Origin of the sequence: Rhizobium sullae, assembly GCF_900169785.1 — a bacterium.
Classification (GTDB): Bacteria; Pseudomonadota; Alphaproteobacteria; order Rhizobiales; family Rhizobiaceae; genus Rhizobium; species Rhizobium sullae.
In genome coordinates this window covers 1-20,227 of the sequence record NZ_FWER01000075.1, presented here as the reverse complement: position 1 = coordinate 20,227, position 20,227 = coordinate 1, and the positions used below count along the sequence as shown (strand labels likewise).

The following is a 20,227-nucleotide window of genomic DNA, read 5'->3' as shown; positions in this document are numbered from 1 at the left end:
ACGAATATCTCAACAATGCCGACATCCTGTCGGCCATCGCGCGCGGCAAATACCGCTGCGTGACGTTCGCTTTCCGTGGGTTGATGGTGACCGTCATCGCCTACGTGCTGCTGCTCATTGCGGCTTAAGCGATGCAGCGATGACGCGAGCTGGCCTTGGACCTGTTTCTTCTGTATAAGCCCTCGTCCCGCGTGAGCTGAGCTCACGATGTGCCGGTTCGGAGCAGCGGGGCGGCAGCGAAACCATCACGACGAAAGACCGGCACGGTCACGCCGCTTCCAGCCCGATGCCGCTCTCCTGCGGGTTCTCTAGGCAAGAAGGGGGAGCAACTGGCTGCCTTGCCGTTTTATTTCCGTAAGGTATGGCGTATCGGAGAGCACGAAATGGGTAATACCAAGCTCTTCATATTTGCGCAGCGAGCACGCAATGTCCTCGGCTGACCCGACCAGCCAGGTGGTTCCCGCTCCACCTCCGCCGAATTTTCCCGGCGCCGTGTAGAGATTGTCATCCAGCACGTCGCCTTGCCGGGCAAGGTCCAGGAGGCGTTGCTGACCGACGGCAACCCCGTGGCGATGGTCCTGCCAGCTTCCCGCCGCTCCCTCGGCCATTTTGGCAACCTTCGCTTCCGCATCCGCCCAGGCTTGCTCCGTCGTATCCCGAACGAGAGTGGTGATCCTGAGGCCGAATTCCAGTGGCTGCAGGTCGCGATCGAGTGTCTTGCCGAGTGCCTTCAGCCGCTCGATCCGCTCCCGCACGCCATCCAATGGTTCGCCCCAGAAGAGCTGGACGTCGGCTTCGGTCACGGCGACCCGCTCGGCCGCTTCCGAGGCACCTCCGAAATAGAGTTTGGGATGACGGCGATCGCCGATCGGTGCGAGCCGCGGCGCCGCCGTGGATCCGGTTACCTGGAAATGCTCACCACTGAAGGTGACGTCTTCTTCGGTCCAGAGCCTGCGGATCAGCCGCATGAATTCCTTCGTGCGCGCATAACGCTGGACCTGGTCACCTTCCTGGTCGCCATAGGCTGCAAGCGCATCCGGCCCGGAAACGACATTGACCCGCACACGACCGCCGCTCAGATGATCGAGGGTCGCTGCGGAGGAGGCGAAATTTGCCGGTTTCCAATAGCCGGGCCGAACCGCGATCAGTGGCTCGAAGGTCGTCGTGCGGGCGGCGAGCGCAGTTGCGATGGTGAAAGTGTCGGGCCGTCCCCAGCCTGTGCCGATCAGGGCGCCTTTCCAGCCATGCTGTTCCAGAGCTTCTGCCTGGCTCGTCAGCGTGTCCAGGCTGTTGTGATCCGGATCAGCCGCATCGCCGCGGTGACCGGCTTTGACGTCGTTGGGAATGTACCAGAGGAATTCGGAATGACTGCTCATGATCTATCCGTGACCTGATTTCGAAGTTTGCCCTCGTCGAGCAATAACCTGACCGTCTTTGCCGCATTGCGGCGCATCTCGACGGCCGCATGATCGGAATAAAAGGCATTGTGCGGTGTGATCACCAGTCGCCCCGCAAGCCAGTCCTCGCGGTTGCGCCACGCTGTCAGCAACGGATGGTCTTCGGGCGGCTCCTTGACCAGCGTATCGATCGCGGCGGCGGCGACATGTCCGCTCCGCAGCGCTGCCTCAAGCGCATCGAGATCTTCGATCAACTCGCCGCGTGCAGTGTTGACGACAATGGCTCCGGGCTTCAGCCGGGCGAGACCGTCAGCGTCAAGAGTGCCGCGCGTCTCGCCGTTCACCGGGCAATGGAGGGTGACGACATCCGACTGGGCGAAAAGCTCCTCCAGTCGGTCCGTGCGTTCATAGCCGATGGCTTTTTCATGCCCGGGCGGCTGGCCGGGGTCGTAACCAAGGATGCGGAAACCGAAGGGTTTCAGCCTGTTGACGACTGCCGTTCCGATCCTGCCGACGCCGACGACACCCACCGTGGCCTTGTTGGAGCGCGGAAGTGGCTTGAGGCTATGGACCTGCCAACCGGACGTATATCCACGAGCGCGGGCGTCATGTTCCCAGAGCCGCCGATGCAAGGACAGGATCATCGCCAGCGCATGATCGGCGACCTCCTCGGTGCCGTAATCGGGATTGTTGGCGAAGGGGATGCCGGCGCTGCCGAGCGCCGCGAGATCGATCTTCTCGTAACCGACGCCATAACGCACTACGCCCCTGCAGCGGGTCAGGTGCGCGATGCTTTTTTGCCCGAGCGGTGCGCCCCAGACCATCAGGGCATCGAGCCTTGCCAGGCGATCAGGGGCGAATGATGCCTCATCCGTGCTGGCGAAGAAGTCTATCTCGACATCATCGCCGAGCACGTCCGCTTCAAGATCGGGCGCGCCGATCATGTGGTCGGTTATCCCGACCGCGTATTTCTTACGATCCGTCATTCTTGTCCCGATGCGTTGGCGCTAGCGCGTCATTCCCCATTTCGCCACCGTTCGCTGCTCCAACTGGCGGAACAGGACGTTTTCGACCAGAAGGCCGAACAGGATGACCATGATCAGCCCGGCGAAAACCCGGTCGGTGTAAAGCTCGTTGCGGTTCTGGAAGATGTACCAGCCGAGCCCGCCCTTGCCGGAGGAGGCGCCGAAGACAAGCTCGGCCGCAATCAGGGTGCGCCAGGCGAAGGCCCAGCCAATCTTGAGCCCCGCAATGATCGATGGCAGAGCGGCCGGTACAAGGATCAAAAGCACATACCGCAAGCCGCGCAGTCCGTAATTGCGGCCCGTCATCCGTAAGGTTTCCGGCACGCTCGTGAAGCCGGTATACATGTTGAGCGCCAGCGGCCAGAGCACCGAATGGATCAGCACGAAGACGAGGCTCCCTTGTCCCAGCCCAAACCACAGGAGCGCCAGCGGCAGCAAGGCGATCGGCGGCAGGGGATTGAGCATGGAGGTCAGGGTCGATAGGAGGTCGCGCCCGATCCGGGTTGAAACGGCAAGCGAGGTCAGAACGAAGGCTAAAACGACACCTGCCGCATAACCCTTGATCAGCACATTGAGCGAGTTCATGGCTCGGCTCGGAATGATGCCGCTGGAAATATCCTCCACCAAGGCTTTTATCGAGGCGGTGAACGACGGCAGGAGCAGCTCATTTCCCTGAAGCCTGGCGGCAATTTCCCACAGCAAGGCAAGACAGATCAGGATCAGGCTCTTGCGCAGCCAGGTGCGCTGCCAGAGGCGTTCGTACAGCGGCAGAGCCTCTTCGCTTTTTGATTCAGCAAGCGGCTCGAGCGGCAACTCGTATTCGGGGCGAATAGGAGGTACAGGGCGGCGCGTCCGGGTCTTGGCGCCTGTGCTCAAGACATCAGTCATGCCTGGCTCCATCAACGGCTTCGGCCTCTTCGAAAAGAAGGCGGTGGATGCGGTTTGCAGCTGCCTGAAATTGCGAGCTCCCGCCACTTTTGAGATCCCAGTCATGGCTGTTGATCTCCGCTCGCATGCGTCCCGGGTGCGGCGACAAAAGCGCGATGCGGTTGCCGACGACCAGAGCTTCCTCGATGGAATGGGTGACGAACAGCAGGGTGAAGCGAACCTCTTCCCAAAGCGCCAGTAGCTCCTCCTGCATTTTCCGCCGCGTGAGCGCGTCCAGAGCGGCGAAGGGTTCATCCATCAAAAGGACGCGCGGTTCCATTGCAAGCGCGCGAGCAATGGCTACTCTTTGCTTCATGCCGCCGGACAGCGTATTCGGATAGGCGTCTGCGAAACGGGTTAGGCCGACTTTCTCGATATAGTGCTCGGCGCGTTCGGCGGCCTCTTTGCGGCTGAGGCGGCCTGAAGCCCGCACCGGGAACGCCACGTTCTCCCGCACCGTCTTCCATGGCGGTAACTGGTCGAATTCCTGGAAAACGACGATCCGGTCCGAGCCCGGACCATGCACCGGTCGTCCGTCCAGCAGGATCCGTCCCCGGCGAGGTGCAATGAAGCCGCCGACGGCTTTCAGCAGGGTGGACTTGCCGCAGCCGGAAGCGCCGAGCAGGATGAAACGATCGGCTTCCCAGACATCGAAGCTGACATTTTGCGTGGCGCGTACCACGCGACCGGGCGCATGGTATTCGAGGGTGACGCCCTCGACCGAAAGAAGCGGCGGGGCAGGCGGAGCACCGTTCTCCCGAACGGGTGCAGACATGCCGTCCATTCTCAATTCCATCAGGTTGACGGCCCACCGGCTTGCAGCGCATCCAGTCCTGAGCCGTGAAGGTTGTGATGCGATATCAGCTGCCGTTTTCGCCGTATGCCTCGGGGAAGAAATAGTCCTTCCAGGAGCCGGCCTCGTTCTTCAGCACACCCAGCTTGTGAAGCTCCGCTGCGTAAACGAAAGTGTTCTGCGGGACGATCGTGAAGTCATTCTCGGGATCGTTGATGATATCGAGAACCAGTTTAGGCGAGAGCTTGGAGCCCTGCTGACGGATAAAGGTTTCTGCAGCCTTTTCTTTGTTTGCGTTGATCCAATCTGCAGCCTCACGCAGTGCGGCGTAGAAGGCTGCATAGGTCTTCGGATTTTCTTCGTGGAAGGCCGTGCTGGTATAAAGAGCGTTGAACGTCGCTGGCCCGCCCAGAATGTCATAGGAACTGATAACCTTGTGGACTGCCTTATTTGCCTGCAACGCCTGGTAATAGAAAGGCGCAGAGGAAAAATGCGAGTTCACCTCAGTGCCGCCGGAAATCAATGCCGCGGTCGCATCAGGATGCGGCAGGCTAATGGAAATCTGGTCGAGCCTCTGGAAATCGTCAGCGCCGAAGAGCTTGGCAGCCTCGATCTGCAGCGTCCGCGACTGGAAGCCAACACCGGCGGCAGGCACAGCGATCCGGTCCTTGTCGCTGAAATCCTTCAGCGTATGGACATCCGGATTGGTGGTGATGAGATAGTTCGGCAAGGAGCCAAGGGCTGCCACTAGCTTGACGTCACCCTTGGTGCGATCCCACATCGTCAACGCAGGCGGCACGCCTGCCGAGACGATGTCGAGATTGTTGGCCAGAAGCGCCTCGTTCATCGCGGTCGCGCCGGAAATGCTCGCCCACTCGACGTCAATGTCGACGCCAGCTTCGTTGCCATGTCTTTCGATGAGTTTTTGGTCGCGAACGACATCCAGGATCAGGTAGGAAATGCCGAACTGCTGTGCGATCCTGATCCTGCCCTCGGCTGCGGTCTGTCCTGCGAGCAGCGTGGCGGCAATGCCGAATGCCGCGCCAAGAGCCGTGCGGCGACCAAATTTGACGCTCAATGTCGTAAGGCCAAGTGCCTTCATAAATACCTCTATTCGGCGAGATGATTTAAGTGAACGCGATGAAGCGCGTGCTTCTCCGCGTGGATTCTTGGAAAGCTGCATCTTCGCTGAACCAGCTTTATGCTGACAGGCTAAGGTTCATGATGAAATCTATCAATATAGTGGTGTTCTATTCCGGTGCGTGAAATGAGAGCAGAATCGCTCGGCACAGTCGAAATGTCGAAAAATCTACTTGGCGCGCGGTGTTCTGCTCGAAGCAGGCGACTTCGCGGGTGGGATTTCTTCGGTACGATGCGTGCGGCGACGGGATTACTACTCCGCCGCTATCGCCGCAGAGGTCGAGCGTGCGTTGATAAGCATGGCAGCCTCGCAAAGCGCTTGATTCACGCGGCCGAGGATGGCAGGCGAGGGGGCGCCGTCGGTGAAATCACGGCCCGAGGCATAGATGGCGGTCGGCGTGACGAAGGCTTCGAAAAATGCGAAAAGCGGGCGCAACTGGTGCTCGACGACAAGCGAATGCCGGTCTCCGCCGCCCGTAGCCGTCAGCACGATCGGTTTGCCACGCAGATCGGAGGGATCGAGCAGATCGATGACGTGCTTGAACAGCCCGGTATAGCTTCCCTTGTAGGTTGGCGATCCAATGACGAGCGCGTCGGCCTCGATAATCGTTCGGATCACCCTACGAGCAACGGGATCCAGATCGGCTACCGATCTCGCCGCCGTCAGAGATGATCCGAGATCCTCGACGTCAAACACCACATGCTGCAGGCCAGATTGTTTCGCCAGAGCTTCGGTCACGCTTTCGACGAAACGTCTTGTGCTCGACGGGCGCGAGATGTTGCCGGAAAAGCCGACGATCAGATTGTTGCTCATTCCAATTCCTTTCAAAAAGTGTTCAGAAGGCTAGGAGAAAACGACGTCCATTCCTTCCCGTCAGGCCGTCTTGAGAATGGATAGGGTCTTCTGATAGCCCGATTGGGCGACCTCGGCCCGGTTCCATCGGTCGAAGGCAGCGCGACCGAGAATGGAGACGGACGTATCTTCCTGCGGAGCATGGACGAGCACGGACTGGATATCCCGGAAATGCCGTTCAAGGCCTAGATCGGCGTTGAGGCCCGGATTGCCGATTCCGCGGACTGCCATCTGGACGGCTTCGCGGATCTGCCGGCCGGCGAGGAGCCGCGCCCTTATAAGCCTCTCCGCTTCGTCGAGCTCGCTTTCAAGCGCGCCAAAGATGATCTGGCGGGCGCCGGAGACGAGCAGGTCAATTTCGCCTGAGAGCGTAACGAATCGCTCGGTGCGAGCGATGGGATGACCCAGATTGGCCGGCACACGTTCATGCGCAAAGCGGATGAAGGCTTCCTGTGCGGCCTCCGCGGCACCTAGGTAGATTGCGGTCAGCGCCAACGTGATCGCCGCATGGCTACGATTGTCCTGCTGGGCCACCGATGGATCGACGAGCTCCAGCACGTTCTCCGCCGGGATCTCGACGTCAGTATATTCTACATCATGCGACCCTGTGGCGCGCATGCCGAGGCTTTTCCAGTTCTCGATTACCCGGATGCCAGGCAGACCGTTCGGCACGACGAACGTCCCGACGCGCGCGGCCGTCTCGTCCGTATGCGCCCAGACGAGAAAGTGAGTGAGGCCATAAGCGCCTGTTACGAAGCGCTTGCGACCGGTGATTGACCAGCCGTTGGCGGCGCGGCGAGCAATTGTCGCTGGCAGGCCGCCCCGCGCCGGCGACCCCAGTTCCGGCTCGACGCGAGCGGCGTTGAGCAATAGCGGACGTTGCTTCGCCTCTGCCAGCAGACGCCTGTAGAGGTCGTCCGGCCAATGGCCTTTCGTCGCTTGGCCGAGATGGTTGAAGATCGTCATGGCGCTGATTAGCGCCACCGAAGGATCGCCGCGTCCCAGTGCCGCCAGAATGCGGGCCGCATCGCTCAGCATGGCACCTTCACCCCCGTAGCGGGTTGCAACGGTGCTTTCGAGAAGGCCGGCCGCATGAACGGTACGGATACCGGTCCAGGGAAACTGACCGGTTTGATCCGCATCCGGTGCGGCCTCTGCGAGAACGCGCACCGTTGCGTCGAGAACAGTTGGATCATGGGACATGCGGCTCAGGGCTTTCTGGCTGGCGAGGGAGCGGCATCCTTCACGAAAGGACAAATAACTCCCTCTGCTCCTTAGAAGAGAAGAAGAGGGCTTGCAGTCTGGCGAGGGGGCCAGACCGCGCGCATCATGCAGCCGCCTTCTTCTTCGCATCTTCCCGTTCGCGGATGCCTTCACGCACGAGCGGCAGGATGTAGCGTCCGTAATCGACCGCATCGTTGTAATTGTCATAGCCGCGGATCGAGATCAGATCGGCACCGAGATCGATGTAATCGAGAATGGAGTCTGCAATCGTGCGCGGAGATCCAACGAGCGCGGTGGTGGCACCGCTCGCATTGGTGGCGGTGACAGTCGGGTACCAAAGCGCGCGGTCATGCACATCGCCGCGCGATGCTATGTCCAGCAGCCGCTGCGAACCGACGTTGGCCGGCGGTGCGGCGTTGATGGACGCGCGTGCCAAGCCTTTCTGGCGGTTCTCGTTCAGCCGATCCAGAACCTTATGGGCCTTTTCCCACGCCAACTCGTCGGTCTCGGCGACGATCGGCCGGAAGGTGACCCATATGCGCGGACGGTCTGTCCGGCCCGCCTTTGCCGCCTCTGCATAGATCCGTTCGATCTGCTGTTTCGTTTCGGCCAGCGGCTCACCCCAGAGCCCGAAGATATCGCAGAGCGAACCACCGATGCGATAGGCGGCATCCGATGAGCCGCCGAGGGAAATCGGAATGAGCCCGTTTGTCGGGCGCACGGCGCTGCGAAATTGCTTGAACTGGTAAAATTTGCCGTCGAAATCGAAAGGTTCTTTCGACGTCCAGGCAAGGCGCAGGATTCGGATGTATTCTTCCTGCCGCTCGTAGCGCTCCTCCTTGTTGAGAAAGTCGCCTTCGCGCGCCTGCTCTTCGTCGCTGCCGCCCGCAATGAAGTGGACCACAACGCGCCCGCCGCTCAACTGATCGAGGGTCGCCAGCGATTTCGCCGCGACCGTCGGATAGACGGTGTTTGGTCTGAGCGCCACGATGATCTTGATTTTGTTCGTGTGCGCCAGCACGGTGGCGCCGATTGTGAAGGGGTCAAAGGACGACGACGAGTAGGGGATCAGCGTATAGTTGAAACCGTAGTCGTCGAGGGCGCGCGCGTATCGCTCCAGATAGCGAGGATCCACGGGGGCGTCGGGTATCGGGTTCAGGTCGTTCGACGCATTGGGAAAGCTTACGCTGATGAATTCCGCAGCCATGTCATCTCCTTGGGTTCCGAACAGTAACACGAAGGTAGGCCGCAGCGACGAACCGAGGAAGACAGGTCGTTCTCTTTCTACTGAATTTATAGAAAATATTCTCTATGATGGCCCGCGAGATAGGAGTGAGCCACCGCTATGGCGTTGTTGCACGCTCATGGTGCGTGGCAGGCGACCATCCAAGCGCTGGAGCAACCGTCTGCGCCAAATCGGTCAACAGCCGCACGTTTTCGGCAAGTCCGAAGGCCGGGGGCAGAAAGAGCACGACCTCGTCCGTCGCTGCAAGGCCGGGGTCATTGAACACCGCCTCGATCACCTGGTCGGAAGTGCCTTGGAAGACAGGGGAAATCAGGATGCCGGCAGGCTGGCTGGGAGGTGCGAGCGCACCCTTGGGGCGCGACGCTGCAATTCCCTTTGTGCGACGCTCGAGGTCATAGACCGCATATTTCTCGCGCAGCTCTGCGGTGGTGCCGACCAGGATGGAGGCGGCGACGGCCACCGGTGGCGGCTCCGTTGCCCAGGTCTTGCGCCAGGTGGTGCGGAAGGTCTCGATGATGCGGGCCTGATACTGCCCGAACGTCTCGCCCTCATCGTGGTCGTGCAGTACGGTTCCCGAGATGAGCCCGATGCCCAGTTCGGCTGCCTGCACCGCCGAGCTTAGACTGGCCGAGCCTTGCCGAATACGGGCCCGCAAGGTCGGGCTATGCGGTGTCACGCGCAGCTCCGCACCTTGTGGCGCGCCCTGGCCCGGCTCGACGACGGTGTGCAGGACGTCACCTGAAATTGCGGAGAGGAAGCGTGCCTGACGGCGTTTCGCTTCCGTTCGTGCGTCGGCATCGACTGCACCGAACACAGCATCGAAGGCCGCGTTGGCACCGGTCGAAATGGCGAGTTCCAGCCGGCCATCGATCAGCAGATCCGTCGTCCCTGCCGCCTCCGCGAGCAGGATCGGGTCCTGATAGCGCATCGGGATGACTGCGGATCCGAGCATGATACGCCTGGTGTGCTGGCCAACGGCAGCAAAGAACGGAAGCGGTGAAGACAGGTAGTGATCGAAATGTCGCTGGTAGGCCCAGCCGGACTGGTAGCCCAGCTGTTCGGCCTGTCTGAACAGTTCGATCCCGTCCCGCAGCCCCTGAGCCGGCCCGGCCTCGTCGTTGAACGACACGCGGGTGTTGAACCCCAGCCGTTGCTTCGGACGGAACGATGCGGGCAGGGTGCTGGCAGGTGCAGCAATGGTCATGCGATCTGTTCCTTTCGGAGAATTTGCCGAGATTTTGGCTGCGGCACGCGGACGGGATCGGCGATGCTCGACGGGATCGATTCCAGGAGCGATGCGGTATAGGGGTGTTGCGGATTGCCGAAGATATCCGTGACCGTCCCATCTTCGACGATGCGGCCCCGCTGCATCACGGAAACGGTGTGCGCGAGCTGGCGAACAAGCGCCAGGTCATGCGAGACGAACACATAGGTCAGGCCGAGCCTGGCCTGCAGAGAAAGCAGGACTTCGACGATGTCAGCCTGAACGCTGACATCGAGAGCGGAGGTGGGTTCGTCCAGCACGATCACGTCGGGTTTAAGGACCAGCGACCGAGCGATCGCCACGCGCTGGCGCTGACCGCCTGACAGGGCTCCGGGCTTGCGCGTGAGGAGGTGTTCGCCGAGCCCGACATTGGCGAGCGCTTCGCGGACCTGTTCCGCCCGCTCCTTGGGCGTCCCGATCTTGAACCGGTCCAGAGGCTCGCGCACCAGATGCTCGACAGTCCACGTCGGGTCCAGCGAGATGAACGGGTTCTGGTAAACAAGCTGAAGATGGCGCCACACCGCCCGCAGCGACTTGTGCGAGCGACCGACAAGGCGCTCGCCGGCAACCGAAATCTCGCCAGTGTCCGGTTCTTCGAGCCCCAGCAGCAGCCGGATCGTCGTCGTCTTGCCTGAACCCGATTCGCCGACCAGCGCATGGGTCGTACCGGCCGGGACGGTGAAGGAAACGTCGTCGACCGCGGTCAGGATATTCCCATCGACCGCGAACCGCTTGGTGACGGCGCTGACTTCGATCTTCGGCGCTTCGCTGGCACCTCGCAAACGAAAGCCTGGGTCACGCAGCCTCGCATAACGATCAGGGTTGAGGGCCGGAACATCGGCATGCAGTTTCCTGGCATATGCCGAAGCCGGCGACGAAAAGACAGCCGATGTCTTGCCTGCCTCCTGCACGAGGCCGTCCTTGAGGACGACCAACTGGTCCGCCCGCTCCGCCGCGATTGCCAAGTCATGGGTGATAAGCAGCAGGCTGATATCCAGCTCTTGCTGCAAACGCGAGAGCAGGTCGAGGATCCGCTTCTGGATCGTGACATCGAGCGCGGAGGTCGGCTCGTCCGCAACCAGGAGCGCGGGCCGCGGCAGGACCGCAAGGCCGATCAATACCCGCTGCAGCATGCCGCCGGACAGCTGGTGAGGATAGGAATCGTAGACCCGTTGAGGGTTGTCGAGCCCGACCTGGGCAAATGTTTCGAGAATGAGCGCCTTGCGGATGGCCGCATCGGCCTCGTCGGTCAGCGCCGCCGCCTCCATCGCCTGCACACCGATCATTCGCACCGGGTTGAGTGCGTTGCCGGGATCCTGGGGTACAAATCCAATGGCCCGTCCCCGCAACGGCCAGAACCGACGCTCGGGCAGCGCCAGCAGTTCCTGACCATCGAACTGGACATGTCCGGTCGCCTGCGCGCCGCTGGGGAGAAGCCGCAGCACCGCGCGGGCGATCGTCGATTTGCCCGAGCCAGATTCTCCTACGAGGGCAAGGCTCTTGCCACGGTCCAGGTCGAACCCCACGTTGCGAACGACCTCGTTGCTTCCGTAGGAGACCGATAGCCCATCGATTCGAAGTACGGGGGCAGCGTATCGCGGGGCTGGCGCCACTGGAGCGGTGCGGATGAGAGTGGCGGTCAATCTGTCTTGCGAAGCCATCGGCTGATCCTATTCACGGAGAGGACGGTCAAGATCGTGACGAAAGCGGGGGCGTATACGAGCCACGGCCACTTGAGGTAGTCCTTGCCGATCGAGATCAGCAGGCCCCAGTCGGAGGCCGGCGGCGGGTCGCCGTAACCGAGGAAGGCGAGGCTGGCGATCACCAGGATCGACTCGCCGAACTGCAGCACTGCGAGCGGCAGTACGGATCGCGAGGCATTGGGCAGGACGTGACGCCAAAGGATATACCAGCGCGAACCGCCGAGCAGGAACGACGCCTCGACGAATGTCGCTTGCCTGGTCTTAATGACTTCCGCGCGCGTCACGCGGGCGAAGATCGCCACCGCCGACACGCCGGTGGCGATGGCCGCGTTTACGGTCTCGAAGCCGATTGCGGTGACGACGATGACGGCCAGCAGGAATTTTGGAATAGCCAGCAGCACATCGACCAGGCGGGCGAATACGACATCGACCCAGCCGCCGAGAAAGCCTGCCAGAAGGCCGATGAGTCCTCCGGCGACAACTCCGATCACGACCGCGATGAGCGCGCTCGATACGGAGGAGGCTGTGCCGTAAACCACGCGGGTATAGACGTCGCGCCCGAGGTGATCGGTGCCGAACCAATGGGCAATGCTCGGCCCGAGCAATTTGTCCGCCGGGACGCCGACAACCGGGCTATGGCTGGTGAACAGACCTGGCGCAAGCGACCACGCGATCACGAGCGCGATCACCGTGAACGAGAGTGCCACAATCAGCGGCATTCGCAGCGTTCCCGCCCAGCCGGCGGTTTTGGCATTCGAAAGAGTGGAGTTGAGGGCGAAGGTCATTGAGTCACCGCCTTGGTCGCGCCTATGGAGGTTTCGTCCGCGGTGGTCGCACGCCGCTTCGGCCCGCCGAGGAGCTTCACGCGCGGGTCGAGCAACGGATAGAGAAGATCGGCGATCAGGTTGACGAGCACGAAGACGACCGCCCCCAGGGAGACGACGGCCTGCAGGACGGGCAAGTCCTGTGTGCTCACCGAGCGTTGCACCAGACTGCCGACACCGGTGCGGCCGAAGACCGTTTCGGTGATCAACGAGCCGCCGAGAAGCTCTCCGATGGTAAGAGCGATGACAGTAACGACGGGCAGGGAGGCTGGCTTGAGCAAATGCTTTGCGAACAGGCGCATCTGCCCGATGCCGCGGCTGAGGGCGACCGTGGCATATTCTTGCTCTGCCTCTTTATCGAGATTTGCAATGAGAACTTCGGCGATTTGCGCGGAAACGGGTATGCCGAGCGCGATTGCCGCAAACAGGGTTGCCCAGAAGCTATCTGGCTGAATGACGCGAAAGAGGCCGATCTGGAAGCCGAAGACGTGGATCAGCACCAGCCCGATCACGAAGTTCGGCACCGACAGAAACAGGGACGGGAAACCGCGCAGCAACCCCTGACCGTAGCGCTTGGGAACAAAGCGGGTGCCATAGGCAACCGACATCGCCAGGACCAGAGCGACGGCCAGGCCCACGGATGCCAGGATGAGCGTCGAGGGAAGCACCTCTGCGATCAAGGTCGCGACGGGCCGGTTGGACCGCATCGACATGCCCAGATCGCCGGTCAGAAAGCCGGACAAGGCGTTCCATAGCTGCACCAGAACGGGTTTGTCCAAGCCCTGTGCGGCGATGATCTCGGCGATTTCTTCATCGGTAAATCCATTCTGAGGGTTGCGCAGAACGCTTGTGATCGGGTCACCGGGCAGAATGCTCACCACAACGAAGGTAAAGACATAGGCCAGCAGGATAACCACGGCAGCCTGGCCGAGCCGCTTTGCGGCATAGGTTAGATAGGCAGTGCTCATGCCGACAACCTCCTCACTTTGCTCGGTTTCGCGACGCTTCAATCGGCGATGAAGGCGGTGTAGTAGCTGGCATAGGCGACGCCGTTGTAGACTTCGCCTTTGAGCGTCGGCGACTGCACATAAATGCGCTGGACGATCTGCGTGCGCGGGATGAAGTAGCCCTGGTTGAGGACGTATTTCTGCAGCTCGTCGAGCAGCGGGTTCCGTTCCTCGAATGAAGCGGCGCCAGCGATCTTGTCGCGCAGTTCGTTGAGCTTCGTGTCGCGGTCATTGAGAGCAAACCAGTTTTCGCCGTTGTTGGCGTTGGTCAGGATGCTAGCAACGGTCCCGGCGTCGATGAAGCTGCGGGTCACCTCGTAAGTGGGTATGGCCGGGCCGCCATATTTGACCTTCTCGCCGTACGTCACGACGTCATAGGCCCGGATATTGACCTTCCAGCCAAGCTTGCCGAGTTGCTGGGCAATGAGTTCGTCGACCGACTTGGAGGTGGCCAGGTAGGGGTTGGAGTGGAGCGTCAGCGTCAGGGGCTTGCCATCCTTGGAGCGGGTGCCGTCTGCGCCCTTGGCCCAGCCCGCTTCGTCTAGCAGCTTCTCGGCCTTGGCGGGATCATAGGCCAGAAGAGGACTCTGGTCGGTCGCGCCTGGCACGTTGCTCTGGATGAAGGACGTCGCGAGCTTCCAGTCGGGCGTATAGACGGTGTCGATGATTTCCTGACGATTGATGCCGGCCTGGAGCGCCTGGCGAACCTTGACGTCATCATAGGGCGGAAGCTTGGTATTGACCGCCCAGCCATTCACGAAACCAAGATAGCGCGGCGTGGCGATCGTAAAGCCTTCCTCCTTGAGTGACCTCAGCTCCTGCGGGGAGGCATTATAGGCGACGTCAGCCTGGCCGGATTGGACCGAGGCCACCCGGAGTGAGGGTTCGGACACCAGCTTATAGGTGATCGAGTCGAGAAAGGCCGGATCGGTATGGCCGACGGCAGCAGGACCCCAGTTGTAGTCCTTGCGCTTGACCAGCTTCACGAAGTCTCCCTCCTTCCAGGAATCGACCACGAACGGGCCGCTACCGGAAGTCTTGCTGAGATCAGCCTGCTGGGCGGCGGGCTGCGCGATGGTCTTTGGCGAGATCAGGATCGAGCCATGATAGCCGAGCGTCGGGATGAAGCCGAGCGTCGGCTTCTTGAAGAAGACCTTGACCGTAGTCGCATCGACCGCCTCTGCGTGGTCGTAGGTTTTGGGGAAGAGACCGATCGGGTTGATGCCTTCGTTCTTGCGCCCTGCGTACCAGATATCGAGATTGGCGACGACGGCGGCTGCATCGAGCGGCGAGCCATCGGAGAAGGTCACGCCGCTCTTGAGATGAAGCGTGAATTCGGTAGCCTTCTCGTTCTGCTCCCAGCGTTCTGCGAGCCACGGGCTGACCTTGCCCTCGGCGTCGACATAGAGGAGCTTGTCGGTCACATGGCCCCAGATGTGGCCCTGGAAGCTGGAGATCGCGCTGTTGTTCGGAATCCATGTGTCGCCGAGCGAGTCGATCAGGAAGGTGATGTCGCCGCCGTCGCGCGGGCTGTCGGCAGCCTGGGCCGGGGCAAGCCCCGTCGTTGCGACCAGAACGGCTGCAGCCGCCGCGGATGTCGTGATCAGCAGCCGGCGCCTGGAAAGGGAGAGCAAGGAAGAGCGTTCGGTCATGAAGGGTCCTGATGGTTCGAGTTGTTGTCTGTGCCTGTAATTTCGAGCTGTCTCAGTTCGACCAGTGCGTCCTCATCCAGATTTCCTGCGAACGGCGCACCGAACCGCATCCGCTTCGGCGACCTTGCCGAGCCGGCGAAACGCCTGCCTGAGAACCGAGATAAGTCTGTCTGCTTACGTCACTTGGACGGCCAGAACGGATGCTTGGCGCTAACGCTATTGCTCAGCGCTCGATAGCTATTTCAGTCGAAGACCATGCTTGCTGATAGTTTTCCGGTCATGAGCGGCGCCCCTTGTTTTTTGACGAGAAGATCATGGCGACAGCCTAGCAGGGTGGCTCAATGGAGAAAGACCAGTTGTTCTTTTTCTACTAAAATTATGGATTATTTTGCCGTGGTTCTCGCAGCTGTTAGGATCAGCTTTTCAGGGGACTTTCGATCGTTGCTCACGGCGCGTCTGGTGGACATTGCGCACCTTCGGTCACGACAAGGTCGCAGTGCTCGACGGCGGCTTGAGGAAATGGTTGGCGGAAGGTCGCCGGGAGACGAGGGAACCCCGGCAGGGAAAGAGACATGGAGAACTCCGAGATATGTCTGGTGGGCCCCAAACTGCGTCGCGTGCAGCCGTTGGTGAAGAAAATCAGGCAACCAGTTTTTCGCCTTTGAGATGATGTTCCAGGAAAGGCAGGCTGTCCTGTCCCCAGTAGAGTTCATCCTCGTAACCGAAGGTCGGAAGGCCAAACACGCCGGCGATCTTGGCGGTCTCGTAGTTGGCTTTCCGGATCGCCTGCACAGCGTCGCTCTGGCCCTGCTCGTTCAATGCAGCACCGTCAAAGCCCGCAGCGTCAGCAATCGCCCTGCGGATCTCGGCGTTGCCGATATCCTCGCCGCGCGTCCAGAAGGCTTCCTGAAGCGCTTTCGTCAGCTTGAGCCAATCTTTGCCTGCCTCGATGGCGGCGATGACCATGAAGCCGGCCGGTGTCGGATCTGAAAGGGCGGCGCGGTTGTCGAAGTTAAGCACCCTTCCCCGCAGTGCCGCCCAGCGTTTCAGGTCCTTCGTCCAGTAGGCCCGGCGCGCTTCCGGCCGATTGCGCGAGTAGATACCGCCATTGTCCTCAATCAGGGGAATGACATAGGGGCGGATCATGGCGCCATGCTCGCTCGCCAGTGCCGCGAAGGGCTCCAGGCCGATGAAGGCCCAGGGCGAGCCGATGCCGAAGAAATAATCGATGGTCTTTGTCATGGTCTGCTGCTTTCAGGAGGGCTGATCGGTGGAGACTGCCGTATCGAAGACGGAAAGTGCGCAATCGCGGGCAACGAGAACAGCGCGCGGATCGCGTCCCACCGCCACCGTGGCGAGTGCTCCTTCATAGAGAAGGGAAAGATGCGCCGCTGCTTGGTCCGGGTTGTCACTTGCTCTCGCCATGATCGCGGCAAATATGTCCCTAACCATCGCCTTATGGGTTCGCGCGACGGACACAACACGTTCGGAATCGCCGTGCTCGGCGACCGCAAGAGCAAAAGCGCAGCCCCGAAACTCGGGGCTATCGGCCTTTTCGTGCAGGCGCTCGAAGATCAGTTTGATCTGATCCCTTGGAGGCCCGGCTGCATCCAACACTTCCTGCAGCGAACGGATAACCCGGTCGTGACGAGCCTGGAGATAGGCTGCAACGAGATGGTCCTTCGACGGGAAATGACGGTACAGCGTTGCCTTGGCAACGTTCGCTTCCTCTATGATGCGATCTATGCCGACCGCCCGGATACCTTCGCGATAAAAAAGCGCGCTGGCGGCGGTGAGGATCTGGTCTGCTATGGCTTCTCTCATGGGGCTCTTCAGGTTCGTTGTGTCATCGTCATGGGATCGGCAGACTGCCGCTCACCCCGCTGCACCGAGACCGGTCTGTCTCGCCTGGTGGGATTTGTCGACCAGTGGCAGAATCGCGTCAAGCGGCAGCGCGCTCGAGAAGTCGCCTTGATGTGCCAATCTCCCTGCAAGCACCTGAACAGCCGCATTGTAAGGTGTCGATGTGCCATGGAGACGACCAAGCAAGACGATCTCGCCGTTTAGAAAATCGACCTCGCTCGACGCACCGCGCGTAAAACTTTGCCAGGTCGATTGCTGGCCCGGATGGATGCCGCTGTTTTGCGCCGTGCGCCAATCCGAAATATCGACGGTCCGCTCAGACGGCAATGCAAGTGTGTATCCAGCAGCCTGAAAAGCGCGTCGCGCCTCATCCACGAGAGCCTCCCTGATCGCACCCCGCAGATCGGCCGCCCCATCGAACAGTTCCAGCACGTTTCGCACGTTGTGAAGGAGCTTGGCCGATTTCCAGCGACGGATCTCGGCGCTTGGCTCCGAGAGGTAGCCCGCGTGATTCAGGTCTGCCGCAATCCGGTCGCCCGTTTCGTCACGCCCAAATGGAAAGCGCCCGACCGTGACCACGCCAACCTGCGGGTCTCCGCCCACAACGACCTTGCCCGTCTCGGTAAACCGTGCCGGCGTCAGGATACTTGCCCCATAGACCCGGGCAAAGGTTCTGAGCGCAACCGCCTCCGTTGCCAGGCCATTCTGGAAGGTAACCACCGGAAGGCTTGTCGCCGCCGTATGTATGGAGTTCGACAGGGTCCGCCATGACCAAAAGGCGAGGGCACCCGCCGCATCCTGCGACTTCACAGTCAGCAGCAGGATATCGTCCGATGTCAATTCGGGCGGATCGGCCAGATCGAAGGCGTTCAGATCGATCTGCCGCGTGCCCGAAGGGCGTTGGTAGTTCAGTCCATGTTTCCTGATGTGGCTGATCTGCGCGCCACGGCCAACCAATGCATATTTGATGCCGGATTGCTCGAACTGTGCCGCGAGGCTCGCGCCGACCGCGCCGGCCCCGATGATAACGTAGCGTGTCATCTGTTTTTCCTCGTCCTGTCCTGCCACACACACCCAGATTCTGCCTGAGGGTCTCGTGCTGATAGTCGTGGTGGAATATCCCGCGCCGCTGCAGCTCGGAGATCAGGTGGTCGGTCACTGCGGAAAGGCCGAGTTCGTATTTCAGGGTGAAGGTCAGGAAATTGAATCCATCGGTGCGCCCCGCTCGTACCGATCCCTGCAACTGGTCGGCGATATTCTCGACGAGCCGATGGGGAACCAAATGTCGGCACCGCTGGAGTGATCCCAACGGATGGTTTGGATACAAGGTTTGGAATAATCATTGGTCTCCTAAAGGTCACATGCAAAAGGCGGGTCGGATACAAAACCGTTCGCTGCCGCATGTCAGGAAGCCTAAGGGAACAGTGCGCCACCAAGAAAGACTGGTCGTTCTTTTTCTACTGAATTTATAGAAAATAGTTTGATGATTTGCTGTTTTGCCGCGACCATTTGTGCACGGGAGCTTCAAGGGACTGAGAACGCGCTGCGGCGAAGACGAAGCTTGCAGCCTCAAGCGGCTTAACTTGGCAGTCGCCGGAGCGATGATGCCGCTAAGCTCTCCCTTCAGACAAATTTTTCATTTCCGCTGCCATTGATGCAACGGCGTTCCTTAGCGCCGAGCCGATGCATACATACGTTTAGAGCTAACGATATCTGCGAGAGCCCGCTTCATGGCAAAATCCCTGCATCTTACAGCCTTCATGCGTCCGGTCAGCCTGCACACGGGAGCGTGGCGTTATCCCGGATCTTATCCGGACGCGAATTTCAATTTCGACCATATCAGGTCGTTCATCCAAAAGCTCGAGGAGGCGAAGTTCGATGCCTTCTTCATGGCCGACCATCTGGCCGTGTTGAACATGCCGATTGACGCGCTTGTCCGCAGTCATACGGTCACCTCATTCGAGCCCTTCACGCTGCTTTCGGCGCTTGCCTCGGTCACGGAAAAGATCGGCCTTGCCGCCACAGCTTCGACCACGTTCGACGAGCCGTATCATGTCGCCCGCCGCTTCGCCTCGCTGGATCATATCAGTAACGGACGCGCAGCCTGGAATATCGTCACCACGTCCAATCCCGATTCCGCCCGGAATTTCGGTCTGGACGAGCATGTCGAACATGGCGAGCGATATGCGCGGGCGCGCGAATTCTACGAGGTCGTCACCGGCCTCTGGGACAGTTTTGCGGACGATGCCTTCATCCGCGACCAGCAAAGCGGCATTTTCTTCGACGCGGCGAAGATGCATGTGCTGGATCACAAGGGTAAAGAACTCAGCGTGTGTGGCCCACTTAACATTGCCCGGCCTGTCCAGGGCTGGCCGGTGATCGTCCAGGCGGGGCAATCGGAGCCCGGTCGCCAGCTTGCCGCCGAGACCGCGGAGCTCGTCTTCTGTTCACCGCGCGATCTTGCCGCCGCAAAGATGCTTTATGCGGACATCAAGAGGCGAATGCCAGCGTTCGGTCGCAATCCCGAGCATTTGAAGATCTTGCCGGCTGCACTCATCGTGATCGGCGACACGGTCGAGGAGGCGAAAGCCAAACGCGCCAAGCTCGACAGCCTTGTGCACTACGACAGTGCGATCGCTTCACTGTCAATCGCGCTAGGGCATGATGCATCGGGTTTCGATCCCGATCAGCCCTTGCCGGAAATTCCGGAAACCAATGCCAGCAAAACCGGACGCGCCCAGGCCGTGCGCTTGGCGCAAGAAGAGAAACTGACGGTTCGCCAGCTCGCACAGCGCTACGGCGGCTATGCCGGACTTGCCTTCGTGGGGACGCCGCAATCCATTGCCGATGAAATGGAGGCCTGGCTTTCGGAGGAAGCATCGGACGGATTTACAGTCGTCTTTCCCTATCTACCCCAAGGTCTGGACGATGTAACGCAGCGGCTTGTTCCGGAATTGCAACGGCGTGGCCTTTTCCGCAACGATTATGAGGGAACGACGCTTCGCGAACATTTGGGCCTTCCCCGCCCGGCTAACGCGTTCTTCGCCTAACGGGATTTGCCGGGGGGTATGCGCACCAATATGGCTCTGCTGCACGCTGCCCACAGTAGAGGACGTGCATCGGAGTTGAGGGTTCCCCGCAAAGTATGCTTTTCTCAGGCTTGCTTGCCGCAGCCTCGGTGTTTTCGATCATATCGGCCATCCTCGTGGTGCTGCCGCGCCACGTGAACAAGTCGACCTCGCTTTTCTGGGGTTCCTGGGGCAAGCACCGCCATCGCTTCTGGGATGCCGCGCAGCGCCGGGACGAGGT

At 60.7% G+C, this 20,227-nt stretch carries 18 protein-coding genes and 3 pseudogenes; 5 read left to right on the top strand and 16 right to left on the bottom strand.

Going from position 1 to position 20,227, the window contains the following annotated elements; translation table 11 throughout:
• Positions 1–128 (top strand): annotated as a pseudogene (locus BN1800_RS44270) (Pycsar system effector family protein); the annotation flags it as partial.
• 180 nt (positions 129–308) lie between these two features.
• Here the strand turns inward: BN1800_RS44270 and BN1800_RS35695 are convergent.
• The 13 genes from BN1800_RS35695 to BN1800_RS35635 form a co-directional block, all read right to left on the bottom strand.
• The gene (locus BN1800_RS35695; protein WP_087005097.1) at positions 309–1,376 is read right to left on the bottom strand and encodes an LLM class flavin-dependent oxidoreductase; all 1,068 of its coding nucleotides are present in this window, start codon (positions 1,374–1,376) and stop codon (positions 309–311) included.
• Positions 1,373–2,383 (bottom strand): C-terminal binding protein, encoded by a 1,011-nt coding sequence (locus BN1800_RS35690; protein WP_087005094.1) that lies wholly within the window; start codon positions 2,381–2,383, stop codon positions 1,373–1,375. The genes BN1800_RS35695 and BN1800_RS35690 overlap by 4 nt, the downstream gene beginning before the upstream one ends.
• Before the next feature lie 21 nt (positions 2,384–2,404).
• On the bottom strand, positions 2,405–3,310 hold the full coding sequence (locus BN1800_RS35685) for an ABC transporter permease (protein WP_087005100.1): 906 nt from the start codon (positions 3,308–3,310) through the stop codon (positions 2,405–2,407).
• Positions 3,303–4,133, bottom strand: coding sequence for an ABC transporter ATP-binding protein (locus BN1800_RS35680; RefSeq protein ID WP_087005090.1), 831 nt, complete (start codon positions 4,131–4,133; stop codon positions 3,303–3,305). The genes BN1800_RS35685 and BN1800_RS35680 overlap by 8 nt, the downstream gene beginning before the upstream one ends.
• 76 nt (positions 4,134–4,209) lie before the next feature.
• A complete protein-coding gene (locus BN1800_RS35675) occupies positions 4,210–5,244 on the bottom strand; it encodes an ABC transporter substrate-binding protein (protein WP_087005087.1) in 1,035 nt (344 codons plus the stop codon).
• Between the two features lie 291 nt (positions 5,245–5,535).
• Positions 5,536–6,096 (bottom strand): FMN reductase, encoded by a 561-nt coding sequence (msuE, locus tag BN1800_RS35670; protein WP_087005084.1) that lies wholly within the window; start codon positions 6,094–6,096, stop codon positions 5,536–5,538.
• A 60-nt stretch (positions 6,097–6,156) separates the two neighbouring features.
• On the bottom strand, positions 6,157–7,338 hold the full coding sequence (locus BN1800_RS35665) for an acyl-CoA dehydrogenase family protein (RefSeq protein WP_087005080.1): 1,182 nt from the start codon (positions 7,336–7,338) through the stop codon (positions 6,157–6,159).
• Between the two features lie 124 nt (positions 7,339–7,462).
• On the bottom strand, positions 7,463–8,566 hold the full coding sequence (locus BN1800_RS35660; RefSeq protein WP_087005077.1) for an LLM class flavin-dependent oxidoreductase: 1,104 nt from the start codon (positions 8,564–8,566) through the stop codon (positions 7,463–7,465).
• A 136-nt stretch (positions 8,567–8,702) separates the two neighbouring features.
• Positions 8,703–9,809, bottom strand: a complete 1,107-nt coding sequence (locus tag BN1800_RS35655) for an LLM class flavin-dependent oxidoreductase (RefSeq protein WP_087005074.1) — start codon at positions 9,807–9,809, stop codon at positions 8,703–8,705.
• A complete protein-coding gene (locus BN1800_RS35650; protein ID WP_087005070.1) occupies positions 9,806–11,530 on the bottom strand; it encodes a dipeptide ABC transporter ATP-binding protein in 1,725 nt (574 codons plus the stop codon). The genes BN1800_RS35655 and BN1800_RS35650 overlap by 4 nt, the downstream gene beginning before the upstream one ends.
• Positions 11,509–12,357: an ABC transporter permease gene (locus BN1800_RS35645; protein ID WP_087005067.1), complete on the bottom strand. Its 849-nt coding sequence runs from the start codon at positions 12,355–12,357 to the stop codon at positions 11,509–11,511. The genes BN1800_RS35650 and BN1800_RS35645 overlap by 22 nt, the downstream gene beginning before the upstream one ends.
• A complete protein-coding gene (locus tag BN1800_RS35640) occupies positions 12,354–13,364 on the bottom strand; it encodes an ABC transporter permease (protein WP_087005064.1) in 1,011 nt (336 codons plus the stop codon). The genes BN1800_RS35645 and BN1800_RS35640 overlap by 4 nt, the downstream gene beginning before the upstream one ends.
• Positions 13,365–13,402: 38 nt before the next feature.
• A complete protein-coding gene (locus BN1800_RS35635) occupies positions 13,403–15,055 on the bottom strand; it encodes an ABC transporter substrate-binding protein (protein ID WP_087005061.1) in 1,653 nt (550 codons plus the stop codon).
• 451 nt (positions 15,056–15,506) lie between these two features.
• On the opposite strand from BN1800_RS35635, the pseudogene BN1800_RS44265 reads away from it, so the two are divergent.
• A pseudogene (locus BN1800_RS44265) lies at positions 15,507–15,593 on the top strand (sulfurtransferase); the annotation flags it as partial.
• 101 nt (positions 15,594–15,694) lie between these two features.
• Here BN1800_RS44265 and BN1800_RS35625 read toward each other — a convergent pair.
• Genes BN1800_RS35625 through BN1800_RS35615 form a run of 3 tightly spaced genes read right to left on the bottom strand, consistent with a single transcriptional unit; the run spans position 15,695 to position 17,959 of the window.
• Positions 15,695–16,297: a 2-hydroxychromene-2-carboxylate isomerase gene (locus BN1800_RS35625; RefSeq protein WP_087005055.1), complete on the bottom strand. Its 603-nt coding sequence runs from the start codon at positions 16,295–16,297 to the stop codon at positions 15,695–15,697.
• A 12-nt stretch (positions 16,298–16,309) separates the two neighbouring features.
• On the bottom strand, positions 16,310–16,879 hold the full coding sequence (locus BN1800_RS35620; protein WP_087005052.1) for a TetR/AcrR family transcriptional regulator: 570 nt from the start codon (positions 16,877–16,879) through the stop codon (positions 16,310–16,312).
• 51 nt (positions 16,880–16,930) lie between these two features.
• Complete coding sequence (locus BN1800_RS35615; protein ID WP_087005050.1) at positions 16,931–17,959, bottom strand: ketopantoate reductase family protein; 1,029 nt, start codon at positions 17,957–17,959, stop codon at positions 16,931–16,933.
• Between the two features lie 55 nt (positions 17,960–18,014).
• Here BN1800_RS35615 and BN1800_RS41790 point away from each other — a divergent pair, with 55 nt between their 5' ends.
• The 3 genes and pseudogenes from BN1800_RS41790 to BN1800_RS44260 all read left to right on the top strand — a co-directional run.
• Complete coding sequence (locus tag BN1800_RS41790) at positions 18,015–18,221, top strand: hypothetical protein (RefSeq protein ID WP_179213984.1); 207 nt, start codon at positions 18,015–18,017, stop codon at positions 18,219–18,221.
• Between the two features lie 427 nt (positions 18,222–18,648).
• Positions 18,649–19,968, top strand: a complete 1,320-nt coding sequence (locus BN1800_RS35605; RefSeq protein WP_087005046.1) for an LLM class flavin-dependent oxidoreductase — start codon at positions 18,649–18,651, stop codon at positions 19,966–19,968.
• 80 nt (positions 19,969–20,048) lie between these two features.
• Positions 20,049–20,227, top strand: a pseudogene (locus BN1800_RS44260) (Pycsar system effector family protein); the annotation flags it as partial.

Bases quoted from the DNA above. Each gene is read 5' to 3' on its own strand.
- BN1800_RS35695 (WP_087005097.1), bottom strand. From the start codon at position 1,376: ATGAGCAGTCATTCCGAATTCCTCTGGTACATTCCCAACGACGTCAAA.
- BN1800_RS35690 (WP_087005094.1), bottom strand. From the start codon at position 2,383: ATGACGGATCGTAAGAAATACGCGGTCGGGATAACCGACCACATGATC.
- BN1800_RS35685 (WP_087005100.1), bottom strand. From the start codon at position 3,310: ATGACTGATGTCTTGAGCACAGGCGCCAAGACCCGGACGCGCCGCCCT.
- BN1800_RS35680 (WP_087005090.1), bottom strand. From the start codon at position 4,133: ATGGACGGCATGTCTGCACCCGTTCGGGAGAACGGTGCTCCGCCTGCC.
- BN1800_RS35675 (WP_087005087.1), bottom strand. From the start codon at position 5,244: ATGAAGGCACTTGGCCTTACGACATTGAGCGTCAAATTTGGTCGCCGC.
- msuE (WP_087005084.1), bottom strand. From the start codon at position 6,096: ATGAGCAACAATCTGATCGTCGGCTTTTCCGGCAACATCTCGCGCCCG.
- BN1800_RS35665 (WP_087005080.1), bottom strand. From the start codon at position 7,338: ATGTCCCATGATCCAACTGTTCTCGACGCAACGGTGCGCGTTCTCGCA.
- BN1800_RS35660 (WP_087005077.1), bottom strand. From the start codon at position 8,566: ATGGCTGCGGAATTCATCAGCGTAAGCTTTCCCAATGCGTCGAACGAC.
- BN1800_RS35655 (WP_087005074.1), bottom strand. From the start codon at position 9,809: ATGACCATTGCTGCACCTGCCAGCACCCTGCCCGCATCGTTCCGTCCG.
- BN1800_RS35650 (WP_087005070.1), bottom strand. From the start codon at position 11,530: ATGGCTTCGCAAGACAGATTGACCGCCACTCTCATCCGCACCGCTCCA.
- BN1800_RS35645 (WP_087005067.1), bottom strand. From the start codon at position 12,357: ATGACCTTCGCCCTCAACTCCACTCTTTCGAATGCCAAAACCGCCGGC.
- BN1800_RS35640 (WP_087005064.1), bottom strand. From the start codon at position 13,364: ATGAGCACTGCCTATCTAACCTATGCCGCAAAGCGGCTCGGCCAGGCT.
- BN1800_RS35635 (WP_087005061.1), bottom strand. From the start codon at position 15,055: ATGACCGAACGCTCTTCCTTGCTCTCCCTTTCCAGGCGCCGGCTGCTG.
- BN1800_RS35625 (WP_087005055.1), bottom strand. From the start codon at position 16,297: ATGACAAAGACCATCGATTATTTCTTCGGCATCGGCTCGCCCTGGGCC.
- BN1800_RS35620 (WP_087005052.1), bottom strand. From the start codon at position 16,879: ATGAGAGAAGCCATAGCAGACCAGATCCTCACCGCCGCCAGCGCGCTT.
- BN1800_RS35615 (WP_087005050.1), bottom strand. From the start codon at position 17,959: ATGACACGCTACGTTATCATCGGGGCCGGCGCGGTCGGCGCGAGCCTC.
- BN1800_RS35605 (WP_087005046.1), top strand. From the start codon at position 18,649: ATGGCAAAATCCCTGCATCTTACAGCCTTCATGCGTCCGGTCAGCCTG.